The organism is Pauljensenia sp. C0254C2 (assembly GCF_056583835.1).
Genome location: NZ_JBWPJO010000003.1, coordinates 67595 through 82850 on the forward strand (window position 1 = coordinate 67595; position 15256 = coordinate 82850).

At 58.3% G+C, this 15256-nt stretch carries 12 protein-coding genes and 1 tRNA gene; 8 read left to right on the forward strand and 5 right to left on the reverse strand.

Annotated features, from left to right (window positions below):
* The first annotated feature begins 3 nt into the window (after positions 1-3).
* The 5 genes from trpB (at position 4) to AC1DA5_RS03290 (ending at position 5106) form a co-directional block, all read left to right on the forward strand.
* Positions 4-1281 carry a tryptophan synthase subunit beta gene (gene trpB / locus AC1DA5_RS03270; protein WP_480289208.1) on the forward strand — a complete coding sequence of 426 codons (1278 nt, stop codon included), beginning with the start codon at positions 4-6 and terminating at the stop codon, positions 1279-1281.
* Positions 1278-2081 (forward strand): tryptophan synthase subunit alpha, encoded by an 804-nt coding sequence (trpA, locus tag AC1DA5_RS03275; protein WP_058236639.1) that lies wholly within the window; start codon positions 1278-1280, stop codon positions 2079-2081. Before trpB ends, trpA begins: the two co-directional genes overlap by 4 nt.
* A gap of 18 nt (positions 2082-2099) precedes the next feature.
* Entirely contained in the window at positions 2100-3134 is a 1035-nt protein-coding gene (gene lgt, locus AC1DA5_RS03280) for a prolipoprotein diacylglyceryl transferase (protein WP_480289210.1), read from the forward strand.
* 9 nt (positions 3135-3143) lie between these two features.
* Positions 3144-4601, forward strand: a complete 1458-nt coding sequence (gene pyk / locus AC1DA5_RS03285) for a pyruvate kinase (protein ID WP_092648555.1) — start codon at positions 3144-3146, stop codon at positions 4599-4601.
* 280 nt (positions 4602-4881) lie between these two features.
* The gene (locus AC1DA5_RS03290; RefSeq protein WP_058236642.1) at positions 4882-5106 is read left to right on the forward strand and encodes a hypothetical protein; all 225 of its coding nucleotides are present in this window, start codon (positions 4882-4884) and stop codon (positions 5104-5106) included.
* Between the two features lie 497 nt (positions 5107-5603).
* Here the strand turns inward: AC1DA5_RS03290 and AC1DA5_RS03295 are convergent.
* Positions 5604-5677 (reverse strand) — tRNA-Leu (locus AC1DA5_RS03295).
* 65 nt (positions 5678-5742) lie between these two features.
* Between AC1DA5_RS03295 and AC1DA5_RS03300 the strand changes: the two genes are divergently transcribed.
* Complete coding sequence (locus tag AC1DA5_RS03300; protein ID WP_058236643.1) at positions 5743-6348, forward strand: ANTAR domain-containing response regulator; 606 nt, start codon at positions 5743-5745, stop codon at positions 6346-6348.
* Positions 6349-6424: 76 nt separating this feature from the next.
* Here the strand turns inward: AC1DA5_RS03300 and AC1DA5_RS03305 are convergent, their stop codons facing one another.
* Positions 6425-7282: a YsnF/AvaK domain-containing protein gene (locus tag AC1DA5_RS03305; protein WP_058236644.1), complete on the reverse strand. Its 858-nt coding sequence runs from the start codon at positions 7280-7282 to the stop codon at positions 6425-6427.
* A gap of 154 nt (positions 7283-7436) precedes the next feature.
* Positions 7437-7919 (reverse strand): PaaI family thioesterase, encoded by a 483-nt coding sequence (locus AC1DA5_RS03310; protein WP_257525456.1) that lies wholly within the window; start codon positions 7917-7919, stop codon positions 7437-7439.
* An 18-nt stretch (positions 7920-7937) separates the two neighbouring features.
* Between AC1DA5_RS03310 and polA the strand changes: the two genes are divergently transcribed.
* On the forward strand, positions 7938-10799 hold the full coding sequence (gene polA, locus AC1DA5_RS03315; protein WP_257525457.1) for a DNA polymerase I: 2862 nt from the start codon (positions 7938-7940) through the stop codon (positions 10797-10799).
* A 185-nt stretch (positions 10800-10984) separates the two neighbouring features.
* The gene (rpsA, locus tag AC1DA5_RS03320) at positions 10985-12442 is read left to right on the forward strand and encodes a 30S ribosomal protein S1 (RefSeq protein WP_058236645.1); all 1458 of its coding nucleotides are present in this window, start codon (positions 10985-10987) and stop codon (positions 12440-12442) included.
* A gap of 83 nt (positions 12443-12525) precedes the next feature.
* Here the strand turns inward: rpsA and AC1DA5_RS03325 are convergent, their stop codons facing one another.
* Positions 12526-13857: an alpha-L-fucosidase gene (locus AC1DA5_RS03325; RefSeq protein WP_058236646.1), complete on the reverse strand. Its 1332-nt coding sequence runs from the start codon at positions 13855-13857 to the stop codon at positions 12526-12528.
* Between the two features lie 40 nt (positions 13858-13897).
* Complete coding sequence (locus AC1DA5_RS03330) at positions 13898-15016, reverse strand: ROK family transcriptional regulator (RefSeq protein WP_058236647.1); 1119 nt, start codon at positions 15014-15016, stop codon at positions 13898-13900.
* Between the last annotated feature and the right edge of the window lie 240 nt (positions 15017-15256).

Below are 15256 nucleotides of genomic sequence, written 5' to 3' on the forward strand. Positions count from 1 at the left end.
GGCATGTCGAAAACCGCATCGCCGCGCTCGGACGACCTGAGAGGCCCGTATTTTGGAGCCTTCGGTGGTCGTTTCGTGGCCGAATCGCTGATGTCTGCACTGGAAGAACTTGATGAAACGTGGCAGCGTCTGTGGCATGATGACGGTTTCCAGAAACGACTCCATGACCTGTTCGTCAACTATGCCGGACGCCCCTCATTGTTGACAGAAGCATCGCGCTTTGCTGCCGATCTGGGGGGAATCCGAGTCTTCCTCAAGCGCGAGGACCTCAACCATACCGGATCCCACAAGATCAACAACGTGCTGGGACAGGCGTTGCTCACACAGGAACTGGGCAAGACCCGTATCATCGCTGAGACCGGAGCCGGACAGCACGGCGTTGCCACCGCAACGGCCGCGGCGCTGCTGGGCCTGGACTGCACGATCTATATGGGCGCGGAAGACACCGAACGTCAGGCACTCAACGTAGCCCGCATGCAGATGCTCGGCGCGGAAGTCATTGGTGTGACTCAGGGGTCTCAAACGCTCAAGGACGCCATTAACGAAGCGTTCCGTGACTGGGTGACGAATGTGGAGACCACGAACTACATTTTCGGCACTGCTGCAGGTCCGCACCCGTTCCCCAGCCTCGTCCGTGACCTCCAACGCGTCATCGGTGACGAAGCCCGCGAGCAGATCCTGGAGCGCGAGGGACGCCTGCCGGATGCCGTGACCGCGTGCGTGGGCGGTGGTTCAAATGCGATTGGATCCTTCACTGCTTTTATCGATGATGAGGACGTCGAGCTGATCGGATGTGAAGCCGGAGGCGACGGCATCGAGACCGGTCGCCACGCTGCATCGATTTCAGCGAACGAAGTCGGTGTTCTGCACGGTGCGCGCACATTCGTGCTGCAGGAACGCGACGGGCAGACCAAGGCCTCCCATTCGATTTCTGCGGGCCTGGACTACCCGGGTGTGGGACCCGAACATGCATGGCTGGCCCGTTCCGGACGAGCACGCTACATTGCGATTGACGACACGCACGCCATGGACGCATTCGTGCGCCTGTGTCGCACCGAAGGTATCATTCCCGCCATCGAATCGGCACACGCACTTGCAGGGGCAATTCAGTGGGCCCACGAGCGACTCGAAGCAGGACCGATCGAAAAAGGCAAGGAACCCATTATCGTGGTGTGCCTGTCTGGGCGCGGCGATAAGGACGTGACAACCGCTTCGAAGTGGTTCGGCCTGGGTGAACCCACATACCAGAACATTGATCCGAGCAGGGAGGCCGACAAATGATGCACAGCGCAGATGCGATTGATCGCGCCAATAATGCCGGGCACGCCGCCCTGATCGGATATTTGCCCGTCGGTTTCCCCACTGTGGAAGACTCGGTGCGTGCAGCGAAAGTGCTGGCAGATAACGGCGTTGATGTCCTTGAATTTGGTTTCCCGTATTCCGACCCTGGGATGGATGGCCCCACGATCCAGCGCGCAACCGTGGCCGCCCTCGAACATGGAACACACCTGGAGGACCTGCTGGAAGCGACCAGGGAAGTCGTGGACTATGGTCTGACCACCGTGTGCATGACGTACTGGAACCCGGTCGAATGGTACGGCGTGAACCATTTTGCCCGTGACTTTGCCCAAGCCGGCGGATCAGGCCTGATCACGCCGGACCTGCCACCCGACGAAGGCGAGCAATGGGAAAATGCAGCTCGCGAAAATGACCTGGAATGCATCTACCTGGTGGCACCGTCGTCAACTCGCACGCGTTTGGAACTAATCAGTTCCCACGCACGCGGATGGGTGTACGCCGCGTCAACGATGGGCGTGACAGGGGCGCGATCCTCGGTCGACACTCACGCGCGCGAACTGGTCGCACGCACGCGTGAAGCCGGTGCCGAACGCGTGTGTGTGGGTCTGGGCGTTTCCAGCGGCACGCAGGCACATGAAATAGGCTCCTACGCCGATGGCGTTATTGTGGGTTCTGCACTTGTGCGCACACTTTTTGACGAGGACAGGGAACAGGCTTTCGAAGCGCTCGGAACTCTGGCCCGTGAACTCAGTGATGGCGTTAAGAACTCACGAACTGTCTAACCGGAAGGCGCGGTGACGATGAACGATCTGACTGTGGCAAGCTCACTGATTGGCTCAGCGATACCGTCTCCGCCGCAGGGAGCGTGGAACATTGGTCCACTGACCATCCATATGTACGGCATCCTCATTATGGTGGGGATGGTCGCTGCAGTGTGGATCACCGGCCGGCGGTACGAGCGGCGCGGTGGCGTGGCCGACTTCATGTACGAAATTGCGTTGTGGGCGATCCCGCTGGGAATCATCGGAGCGCGAATCTACCACGTGGTGTCCTCACCTGATGCCTACTTCGGCCCCAACGGCAATCCCATTGACGCGTTCAAAATCTGGAATGGCGGTCTTGGAATCTGGGGCGGCGTAGCTCTGGGCGCTGTTGGTGCCTACATTGCGCTGCGACGCGCCGGCCAACGAATGGGACCTCTGGCTGACTCCATTGCACCGGCCCTCCTGGTGGCACAGGCAATAGGCCGGTGGGGGAATTGGTTTAACCAGGAACTGTTCGGCGCGCCGACGACACTACCGTGGGGGCTGCAGGTCGACGCGGCTCACATGCCTGCCCAGTATGCCGCCGGCACGCTCTTTCACCCGACATTTCTCTATGAATGCCTGTGGAATTTGGTTATTGCCGCACTGATCGTGTGGGTGGATCGACGCGCAAGGTTCGCTTCAGGTCAGGTCTTCGGGCTGTATCTGATGGGATACACGCTCGGGCGTGTGTGGATCGAGATGCTCCGCGTTGACGAAGCGCAGCACATTCTGGGGCTGCGTCTGAACGTGTGGACATCGATCGCGGTCTTCCTCGCGGGCCTGGCCGTTTTCTGCGTGGCAGGACGCCTCGGCAGGTCAACGACTGTCAGCGAAGACGAGCATGAGCGCCTGCGGGCACACCTGGGCCTCGACAAGTCGGATGGCGCAGATAATGAGGCCGACGAATCTTTAGATGAAGAGGATGTATCGAAACTCGCGGACGAATCGGGCAGCGCGCAGGGCGCGAAAAACGTCTTTGAAAGCGTCGAAGCCGGTGAGGGTTCCCCTGAATCGAGATCGGCACTGTAGAGTAAGAGTATGCGTCGAGCAAAAATCGTGTGTACGTTAGGCCCAGCCACTGAATCTGCCGAACAAGTACAGGCACTCGTGGACGCGGGCATGGATGTGGCCCGTATCAACTGCTCACACGGAACTCACGAAGGACACGAACGTGTCATTGAGCGTGTGCGTCGTGCAGCGATGACGTCGGGCCGGGCCGTAGCTGTTCTTGCGGACCTCCAGGGCCCGAAGATTCGTCTGCAGACATTCAAGGACGGCCCGCAGTTCCTTGAGATGGGAGACACCTTCACGATCACGACTGAAGATGTCGAGGGCACCAAGGAACGCGTCGGCACGACGTTCAAAGGCCTGCCGGGGGATTGTCGTCCTGGTGACCGTCTCCTGATCGACGATGGAAACGTCGCCGTGCGTGTCATGGAAGTAACGGACACCGACGTAACCACCAAGGTAGAGGTCCCCGGATTTGTGTCCGATCACAAGGGCCTGAACCTTCCGGGTGTTGCGGTGTCAGTGCCGGCGCTGTCGGAAAAGGACCGCGATGACCTGCGGTGGGCACTGAGGATCGGTGCGGACTTTATTGCGTTGTCCTTTGTGCGCAACGCCCGCGACATTGACGAAGTGCACGCGATCATGGACGAGGAAGGCCGCAGGCGCCCTGTCATCGCGAAGATTGAAAAGCCGCAGGCGGTTGAGGTGCTCGAGGAGGTCGTCGACGCCTTCGATGGCATCATGGTGGCGCGCGGTGACCTGGGTGTGGAGATGCCGCTTGAAGCTGTGCCGCTGGTTCAAAAACGCGCCATTGAGTTGGCACGCCGGGCAGCCAAGCCGGTTATCGTTGCGACCCAGGTACTGGAGTCGATGATCAAGAACCCGCGTCCGACCAGGGCTGAGGCATCGGACTGTGCGAACGCGATCCTTGACGGTGCTGATGCCGTCATGCTGTCGGGTGAAACGTCGATTGGTCAGTATCCGATCGAGGCTGTACGCACGATGGCACGCATTGTGGAGAACATCGAAGAAAACGGTGGTGAGCGCATCGCGCCGTTGGGTGGTTTCATCGCAGACCGCTCGGCCGTGATCTCCCAGGCCGCCGTGTCAGTGGGAGAGAAGCTCGATACGAAGTTCCTGGTGACCTTCACGCAGGCAGGAATGACGGCGCGCTATATGGCGCGTCTGCGTAGCCCTATCCCAATGCTGGCTTTCACGCCGCTCGAAGAGACACGCAGGCAGTTGGCACTAACGTGGGGAGTGCAGACCTACCGTGTGCCCTCGGTGATGCACACCGATGACATGGTCTGGCAGGTCGATCAAATCTCACAGACAGCCGGGCTGTGTAAGCAGGGTGACCAGCTGGTCATCGTGGCCGGTATGCCGCCGGGCGTGTCGGGCTCGTCGAACCTGATTCGTGTTCACTCAGTGGGTGACGATATTGATTACTCCATTGGTGGCCGAGTCGGAATGCTGGGCAGACAGTAGATGATCGCGTCGAGCCGTCAGCATCAACGGCGATGCTGCGGGGAGGACGTTTTCTCTAACGGCCGCCGAGGCTTATTCTCACGCGACCCGATGATGTGTTATCGTTGACGTGGATGCAAACTGTCAACCTGGTGTTGAGAGTTGCGCTGATATGACTTCACACTTTCCACCTGATGAGGGGTGGGCGAGTGTGATTGAGAACTGAATGCCTGACGGGGCGGCCTGTGCGCAAAGAGTACATACCCCGTTATGGCGTGAGGAAGAAGAAGAGGATAGAAATATGACAATTGAAGATCGCAATGCAAAGACCGTGTCAGTCCATGACCGGAATTCGGATCGGCAGGCAAACAACGTTCTGCTTGATCAACTTTCCAATGCGGTACGCCCGTGGTTTGCTGATTTCACGAACGGCGACGTACGTCGCGCCATCGAGGCTCTGCGTGTGCCTGCCAGCCGCATCGCTGCAGCAGACTTTCTGGGTCTTGAACTCATTGAAGCTGCATAAGGGAAAGCTACCACAGACGCAGTGTTGGGGGTCGGCCACATGTGGCCGACCCCCAACACTATCCCATCAACACAGTGCGAGTCCTTCGAAAACAGAGCCCCTTCCTTCAGATCCCCGAGCGTAACGGCCAGTCGCACCAGCACGTGTCGTGCTTCATGTTCTGTCCGGCTCGGATAGCTTGAGCATAAGAAACGATTCTTGGGAGATACTTCATTCCACCTGTCAGTTTGCTGGGAATGTGACCAGGCGCAGCGGTTGTGTTCCATTGGTCCACGGCGCTGCCCTGCTTCTCGGCCGTATCGAGTGAGATCTTTCTTGCTTCGGGGGTGAAAAGACATTCACATTGTCGTAGCCTGCTGCAGGACTTTTTCCATCCCATTACGAGCGGATACTGCAGTGAAACACAGCTCAGAAGGGTGATTCCAACTGGTGTGATAAACGCACCCTAAACGCCCTCGTCGAGGGAGTTTTCAGCCGAATAATGCCGAATACATCTGTACCCCGGGTGGGATTCGAACCCACAACAAGCCGGGTTTGAGCCGACCGCCTCTGCCAATTGGGCTACCAGGGCACACGCGAACGTGCTCATCAAGGATAAGATATTTATTGATCAGACACCAATTGAAGGAATTTCAGATGAGCACAGACGAAAACAAGCCGCGAAAAGTGTTAGTAGCTGAAGACGAATCCCTGATCCGCCTTGATATTGTCGAGACGCTGACCGCAGCAGGTTTCGACGTCGTCGCAGAGGCAAGTGACGGAGAAGAGGCTGTTCGGCTGGCACTGGAGCCCGACAACGAGGATGACACTCCTGATCTGTGTGTGATGGATGTCAAGATGCCCAAAATGGATGGCATCACAGCTGCAGAGAAGATTCTGCGAGAGCTCTCCTGCGCTGTTGTCATGCTGACTGCCTTTTCACAAAAAGAACTGGTCGAACGTGCGCGCGACGCAGGAGCTATGGCGTACGTCGTGAAGCCTTTCAGCCCTGCCGACCTGATTCCCGCAGTTGAAATCGCCCTGTCCCGTCACCGTGAAATCGAGTCACTGGAAGAAGAAATCTCCGACATGTCGGAGCGTTTCGAGACGCGCAAGCGCGTTGACCGCGCCAAGGGACTCCTGATGGAAAAGATGGACATGACTGAGCCTGAGGCGTTCCGATGGATCCAGAAGACGTCCATGGATCGTCGCCTGTCCATGCGTGAGGTCGCAGACGCAGTGATCGATCAGGTGGATGACTGAGACTGCTTGAGATATGTGTATGCGGGTCTTGCACGAAGTTGCAAGACCCGCATTGTTGAGTGAGAGTCGCGCTCAATCAGTCGAGACGCTCTTCGCCGTCGACGTTGCTTTCAATGCGCTCCTTCTTGAGGTCTTCTGACACGGTCTGCGTGTCCTGAACGGTTTGCGTCTCGAGTGACACGCGCTCAACAGGCACGCTCTCCTTGGAGACAACGACACGGTCCTCATGCAGGGTCACGGAAGCAGCACCCTCGGAGATGTCCTGGCCATCCAGGTTCTTTGCCTCTTCCTCACTGATGGGGGTGCGAACCACACGTACTTCCTCGCGCTCGACGGGAACCTCGACAGTCTCGGTTTCGGTGACGACCGTCTTGCGGAGCTGAGCTTCACCAGTCGCGACGCGTTCCTTGGCAACGTTGAGCTGTTCTTCGGAACGAATGATTTCGCCTTGGTCTGCTTCGTCGTGGATCGGCTCCTGGTCAGCCAGGTGACGAGCCTCAGCGGCGCGATCCTCCTCGTGAACTTCCTCGTCTGCCACAGGCGCAACGGGGGCGGCGGCAGGAACGTCTGATTCCGGTGCAGTGCGCGGAGCTTGGTCCTCGATCGGTGCTGCACCATCGGCCAGAGAACCGACACCGTAGTGGCGGTACAGTGTGTCCTGATCCTCAGGAGTCAGGTGACCTTCATCAGCGAGGTCAGGCGCATCCTTGATGCGATCCTTTTCAAACGCGAGGTGCAGGCCTTCCTCGTCGAGGCGGTATCCACGCAGTGGGACAAGGCTGGAGCCCATGCCAAAGAGGCCGTGAGCAACTTCGATGAAATCGGGCTCACCCGTCGCATCGTTGGTAAATACCTGCTTCACGTCGCCCAGCTTGTCGCCGTTGGAGTCGAAAGCTATTGCGTTGGCAAGTTCTTCGATTGAGTGTGTGGTCATGACAATGTCCTCTCAATTGGAGTTTAGGTAGGTGTGACGTAAGTCCCTATCCCAAAAATGAGATTAACAGTGTCTGTGGCATTCGTCTCAGTGAACTCAAGAGGTGTAGACCGCGTAATTTCGTCGCTTTTGTCAGTCTCGCTAAAGTTCGAGGTCAGCGTCGCTTCAGCACACGATTGGAAATACGTGCGGTTCCGATGAGGCGTTCATCTCCATCGGTGATCGAGACCAGATGAACCGTTGATGAGCCACCCAGATGGGCCGCACGGGTCGTCGCCGTAATCGGCCCCTTGGTGCCTGCTCGAAGATGCGAGATGGACAGCTCCACGCCCACCACGTAGGCATCCGGGCCGCCCACACTGTAGGCATGTGCTCCCGCCGCAAGCGATCCCGCTGTCTCAGCCAGAGCCGCCGATGCGCCGCCATGCAGGATTCCGATTCGCTGCGTATTGCCCTCAAGCGGCATTGTGATCGACGTGCAGTCAGGGCCATACTGTGTCACTTCCATGCCCATCGCTTCCATCAGCGTCCCTGGCCAATGCTGACCCACCATCGTCGGCCCATAGTCACTGTGAGATTCCTGATGGTCATCAGATTGATGTGAATGTGTGTCATTGGCGTGATTCGTCTCGCTCATACCTCTAGGGTGTCATGTGTGGACGGAAAACTGCTGATTATTGATGGACATTCGATGGCCTACCGCGCGTTTTACGCGATGCGTTCGGGTAATTTCCAGACCTCGACCGGTCAGGACACCAGTGCTGTGTTCGGATTTATCCGCATGCTCACGAAGATCCTCAAGGATGAGAATCCGACACGTGTCGCTGTTGCCTTCGACGTCTCGCGTCATTCGTTCCGCACGGATAAGTACCCGGAGTACAAAGGCACGCGCGATGAGACCCCTCCTGAATTTCACGGACAGGTTGATCTGATCGACGCGTTCCTGGAAGCCATGGGTATCTGCCGTCTGCGCAAAGACAATATAGAGGCTGACGACATTCTGGCCACCCTTGCACATACTGCGTCTCAACAGGGGCTGGATGTTGTCGTGGCATCAGGTGACCGCGACGCCTTCCAGATGGCGAACGAACACGTCACGATTCTGTACCCCGGTCAGTCGATGTCGGACCTGCGTCGCATGACACCGGAAGCCATTGAGGAGAAGTACGGCGTGCCGCCTCAGCGTTACCCGGAGCTTGCCGCGCTGGTGGGGGAGACCGCCGACAATCTGCCAGGAGTGCCTGGCGTCGGCCCCAAGACCGCTGCCACGTGGATTAACAGATTCGACGGACTGGAAAATGTCCTGGCTCGCGCAGATGAGATCGGTGGCAAACGCGGAACAGATCTGCGCGCCCATATCGATGACGTGCGCCGCAACCGCTCGCTGAACCGCCTGCTCACTGACGTTGATCTGGGAATCACCCTCGATGACCTTTACCGTCGTCCCACCGAGCATTCAGAGGCGATGAGTCTGTGCGACAGCCTTGAATTCGGACCCGGCACGCGCCGCGAGATCGTCTCGGTCGCATCGATCGCACTCAACCCCTCTGCTCCGGACGCCCTCGTCAATTCCGGGGGCAGCACGGCCGACGAGGGTGGCGCGGAAGAATCACTCATCCTTGATGACGTGGAAATTATCCGAGCCGATGCGAACACGAATGTCCAGCAGGTCCTTGCAACCTTTGAGGCAGAGACGTCAGTGGGAATCTGGTGCGAAGGCGTCGCGAACCCGCCCCTGCCTGACCTGGAACATCTTGCGATCGCGAGCGGCATGAAGGTACTCCTCATTGATGCTCGAGAGGTCACCACCGAGCAGACGGCTCAGTGCACGCAATGGCTGGCGCACCTGACACGACCCCTGATTGCCCATGACCTCAAAACACTGGTGCATATGATGCGCGCCTGGGACGTGGAGACCCTGCCGGTGACCTTCGACGTTGCATTGGGCGCCTACTTGCTGCGGCCCGAGCAGCGCTCCTACGCGATCGACGATCTGGCTGAGCAGTATCTGGGCGTGCACATCACGGCCCTAGAAGAGGAAGAATCCGGTCAGCAGATGCTGGATCTGGACGGTGAATCGGAGGAGAAACAGGCTGCGGCGCGTAGACAGATGGCGCAGCGCGCAGCCGTCCTGCCGTATGTGGCTGATGCTCTCAGGCGGGCGATGAATGATGATGAACGAACATTGCTTGACGATGTGGAACAGCCTGTCGCGCGCATGCTGGAACGCATGGAACACGTGGGGATCGCGATTGACAGTGAGGAACTCGACCTGCAACGTCAGGAGCTGTCGAAAGCTGTTGAAGGTGCTGCGCAACGCGCCTATGACGCAATCGGCCACACGGTGAACCTGTCGAGCCCCAAGCAGCTCCAGCAGGTCCTGTTTGATGAACTCGATATGCCCAGGACCAAGAAGACGAAGACGGGGTACACGACGAATGCGGAAGCGCTGGAGACACTGTTCGCGAAGACGCGCCACCCGTTCCTGGAGCATTTGCTCACGCACCGCGACCGCATCAAGCTGTCCCAGATGACGCAGTCCCTGCACAGCGCGATTGCTGATGACGGCAGGATTCACACGACGTTTTCTCAGATTGCGACTGCCACGGGGCGGCTCGCCTCGTCGGAACCGAACCTGCAGAATATCCCCGCGCGCACACCCGACGGCATGCGCATCCGGCACGCGTTCGTTGCAGGGGAGGGGTGGCAGTCCCTGATGAGCGTGGACTATTCGCAGATCGAGATGCGCATCATGGCGCACCTGTCCAACGATGAAGGACTGATTGACGCATTCAACTCGGGTGAGGATTTGCACCGCACGATGGCGTCGATGGTGTTCGACACGCCTGTCGATCAGGTGACATCCGAGCAGCGTTCGCGCATCAAGGCCACCTCCTACGGTCTGGCCTACGGGCTGTCATCGTACGGTCTGTCTGCGCAGCTCGGAATCGGTGTGCCGGAGGCGGCGGAGCTGCGCGAACGCTACTTTGAGCGTTTCGGCGGCGTGCGTGACTACCTGGACGGCATCGTGGAGCAGGCCCAGAAGGATGGCTTTACCCAGACAATGTTCGGTCGTCGCCGCTACCTGCCCGATCTCATCTCCGACAACCGTCAGCGCCGTGAAATAGCCAAGCGTGCCGCACTGAACGCGCCGATCCAGGGATCGGCAGCCGACATCATCAAGATCGCGATGGTTGGAGTCGACAGTGCCTTGCGCGACGAGAAACTACGCTCGCGCATACTGCTGCAGATTCACGATGAATTGATTCTTGAAATAGCCGAGGGAGAAGCTGTGCACGTGGAAGAGCTGGTACGTGAGAACATGGCCTATCCTCCATTGCCGCATGGCCTGCAGACTGCTCGCGCCCCGCAATCCGATGACGATGGCGATGTGGAACCCACCGGCCAGGAGGAAGCCACCGACCATACGCGCGCCGAACACCCGGTGCTGGCGCTGCGCGTGCCGCTGGATGTAGCGGTGGGGATCGGCCATTCATGGAAAGAAGCTGCTCACTAAGTGCACCAGTTGTGAGATTGGTCAAATATGTCACTGCTCACACATCTTTTCAGGAGCTGAGGGTAGATCTTTGATCCTGAACTGGTAAACTTTCTCGGGTGTGTGTCAGTTGCCTTCGCGGTGACTGACGGACACACTCAATTTTGTCCATCTACTAGATCGTCCGTTTCGGAGTACATAACTACATGACCACCAGCACCGAGCAGCCGAGCATCTCTACGCCTCAGGTTGCAGTGAACGACATTGGGTCTGAAGAAGACCTGCTCGCCGCCATCGACAAGACCATCAAATACTTCAACGATGGGGACATTGTCGAGGGAACAGTCGTCAAGATTGACCACGATGAGGTCCTCCTCGACATCGGCTACAAGACCGAAGGAGTCATCCTTTCACGCGAATTATCCATCAAGCATGACGTCGATCCTGATGACGTCGTCGCGGTGGGTGATCAGATCGAAGCTTTGGTACTCCAGAAGGAAGACAAGGACGGCCGCCTGCTTCTGTCGAAGAAGCGCGCACAGTACGAACGCGCATGGGGCCAGATCGAAAAGGTCAAGGAAGAAGAAGGTGTAGTCACCGGCACTGTCATCGAGGTCGTCAAGGGCGGCCTGATCCTCGACATCGGCCTGCGCGGCTTCCTGCCCGCATCCCTGGTTGAGATGCGTCGCGTGCGTGACCTGCAGCCCTACATCGGCCGCGAGCTTGAAGCCAAGATCATCGAGCTCGACAAGAACCGCAACAACGTGGTCCTGTCGCGCCGCGCATGGCTCGAGCAGACGCAGTCCGAGGTTCGCACCAACTTCCTCAACACCCTGCAGAAGGGACAGGTCCGCAACGGCACCGTCTCCTCGATCGTCAACTTCGGCGCATTCGTCGACCTGGGTGGCGTGGACGGCCTGGTGCACGTCTCCGAACTGTCCTGGAAGCACATCGATCACCCGTCAGAGGTTGTCGAGGTCGGCCAGGAAGTCACCGTCGAGGTCCTCGACGTCGACATGGACCGCGAACGCGTCTCCCTGTCCCTGAAGGCCACCCAGGAAGATCCGTGGCAGGCATTCGCCCGTACCCACGCAATCGGCCAGGTTGTGCCCGGTAAGGTCACCAAGCTCGTTCCGTTCGGTGCGTTTGTGCGCGTCGAGGACGGAATCGAAGGCCTTGTCCATATCTCCGAGCTCGCCCAGCGCCACGTTGAGATGCCGGAGCAGGTCGTCAAGGTCGGTGAAGAGGTCTTCGTCAAGGTCATTGATATTGACCTGGAACGTCGCCGCATCTCGCTGTCGCTTAAGCAGGCCAACGAGGGCGTCGACCCGAAATCGGAAGACTTCGATCCGTCACTGTACGGAATGGCTGCCGAATACGACGAAAACGGCAACTACAAGTACCCTGAAGGCTTCGATCCGGAAACCCAGGAATGGATGGAAGGATACGACGAGCAGCGCGAGGCCTGGGAAGCCCAGTACGCCGAAGCGCACGCCCGTTGGGAAGCCCACCGTGCCCAGGTTGCCAAGGCGCTGGAAGAAGACGCAGAGGCTGCTCCGTCAGTCGAGGAACAGGCGTCCTACTCCTCGCCGGTTGACAACTCCGGCACGTTGGCATCGGATGAGGCACTCGCCGCTCTGCGCGAGAAGCTGACGAACAACTGATGCTGATGCGGTAAGAAGCTGCACGAAAGATCCCGACTCGCGAAGCGAGTCGGGATCTTTCTATATGACAGCGACGGTGGTGCCTACTTCATGCGCACTGCGCACACCGCGAGGGAACCTGAACGTAGGCTGTCCGGAATCTGTACCGCGAGACCGTTGCGCTCAGCCGGTGACGAATTACCGAGCCAGCGAACAGACGCATCGCTCGGGCACCCTGACGGAATCTCAACGTCGCTGCGCTGAGAAGGATCCACGAAGATGAAGAGTTCACCATCATTGCGCGTGTAGCGTTGCGAGGCTTTCCTACTGTCAGCATCGATAAAGACGCGCGTGCCGTAGATCGCCTCGCCGTTCGTCTTCAACCACTGTCCCAGGCCGCGCAGCGAGTTTTGCTGGAGCTCCGGGATCGTGCCATCGGCGCGTGGTCCGACATTGATGAGCAGATTGCCGTTCTTGGAGACAGTGTCGACGAGAAGATCAATCAGGGCTGGTGCCGACAGGGTGTTGTTCTCGTCTTCATTGGTGTTGTAGCCGAATGAATGCCCCAGACCACGTGTTGCTTCCCACGGCTCGGGGATCACTGAGTCGATGATGCTGTACTCGCGCGTCAGGTAGCCATGGTAGGGAATACCCCAACGATCGTTCACGACACCATCGGGAACAGTCGAGAAGTATTTGCGGAAAAGCGAGGCCAGAGCGTAATCCTCATTCGATTTTCCGCTGTCGGGCCATTCGATGTCGTTCCAGAGAATGTCGGGATGGAAGCGGTCAATCAGCTCGCGCAGCTGATCGGCCGCGTAGCGCGCAAATTCAGGGTCATTGCGACGGTAGACGAACAGATCTCTGTCCGATTCGATCGGCGGGAAATGCGCAACGTGCCAGTCATGGGCGCCCGAGAAGTAAACGCCGAACTTGAGTTTCGCCTCGCGCGCACTGTCATGAAACTCCTGAATGATGTCGCGCTGGGGGCCTCGCTGCGCGGCTGAGAAGTTCGTGGTGTCCGTGTTCCACAGGCAGAAACCGTCGTGGTGCTTGGTTGTGGGAACGAGGTAGCGCGCACCTGCCTCAACGAAAAGATCCACCATCGCGCGCGGATCGAACTTCTCCGCGTGCCACATGTGCGCAAAATCCTCGTAGGAGGTTCCGATTCCGTACTTCTTGTTGTGGCGAATATGCGCCGGGCTGTGCGGAATCCGCACTGTATTGGCATACCACTCGGCGTAGGAATGCATTGCGTATTCGTCATCGGGCTGTACGCCTTCTTCAGGCAGCGATGCCCAGGCGGGAACAGAGTAGAGACCCCAGTGAACGAAAATGCCGAGTTTGGCATCCTGGAACCAGTCGGGCACATCGCGTTGTGGGTAGGTTGGCTCAGGAGAGAAAACCGGGCCGGTGCGATGTTCGAAATTAATCATGGACACTATCCTTTGTCATTTGTTGATTTCTTCGGTGGTCTTAATGAATGAGGTCAGGAAGATGAAAGACGGTATCTCGAATCAGCTCAAAGCCGCCGTAGATACCGGCGTCAGCGCCCAGAGTTGCCTGCGATATCAGCAAGTTGCGAGTGACGAGGGGGTGGCATCCGCCGTACAGCTCACTGCGTATGGAGGCGATGAAGATCTCCAGCGTGGAAAGCCTGCCGCCGACAAACAGTGCATTAGGATTGGCAAAACCGACCACGCTGCACAGAACTTCACCGAGCGCGCGACCGGCATCGCGTATCAAAGTGGTCGCCGCTGAATCACCCTCGTGCGCACGCGCGACAAGTTCGGGTAGCGAGGTGATCGACATCCCGTTGGCGCGTGCACGCTCCACGAGGGCGACTCCAGAGGCGATCGTTTCGAGGCACCCGATATTTCCGCATCCACACGGCCGGTCAGTACTGCGATGGGAGCGCACGTGTGAAATGTCACCTGCCATGCCGGAGGCGCCGTGATAGATCTTTCCGTCCACCACGATGCCGCTGCCGATGGCGGCACCAGCTTTAACGGTAATGGAGCGCTCGATTTCCGGATGGTGACGGGCTTCGCCCAATGCCATGAGGTTCGCGTCGTTCTCGACCGCGACGGGCACATCGATGTGAGATTCCATCCATTCGCGAATAGGGAAGTGAGTCCACCCTGCCATGCGTGCCCCGACGTCGATGCGTTGGAGTTCCTGGTTCACAGGTGCCGGAACGCCAAGGCTGATGCCACGAAGCGTCGCGTCAAGGTCGACGTCCAGATCGGCCCCTGTAAGTGAGTCAAGGGCGCTGGACAGAACATCCCGGGGCGGTAAAGACAGGTCAAGAGACGCTTCCCACGAGGCCAGAAGGTTCCCTTGCGTGTCGAACACTCCGAAGCGAACATGGGCGCCGCCCATGTCAATGGCGGCGAACGTGCTGGGGGTGCCAGCCGTCTCAAGAACCTGAGGACGCCTGCCACCTTTGGACTTACCCGCTCCGGCCTCACGTAACACGTTGTTCTCGAGAAGTGCCTGCACTCGCACCGAAACGGTAGAAGGCGATAACTTAAGGAGAGTCGAGAGGTCTGAACGTGTCGTCGCAGAACCACTTGCAACCGCTTCGATAATCATCGCATCAGTTGTGCTTGTCTCCTGTGGAGTAAATGTCTGGTTCGTCAAGAGGACGCTTCTTTCGGTTTGAAGGATCGGACAGCGGGACTACGTCATCGATTTGTTACCTGTCTGGTTCGAATTTTACTAGAAAGTCATATATAGTTCTATTGGAAACGATGATAGTTTCTTCGATGCCGTTAAAAGAAGGCTGAAGTATCGTTGACGACGCGAAGACTTCTTGGAATCAGCATCTCGATA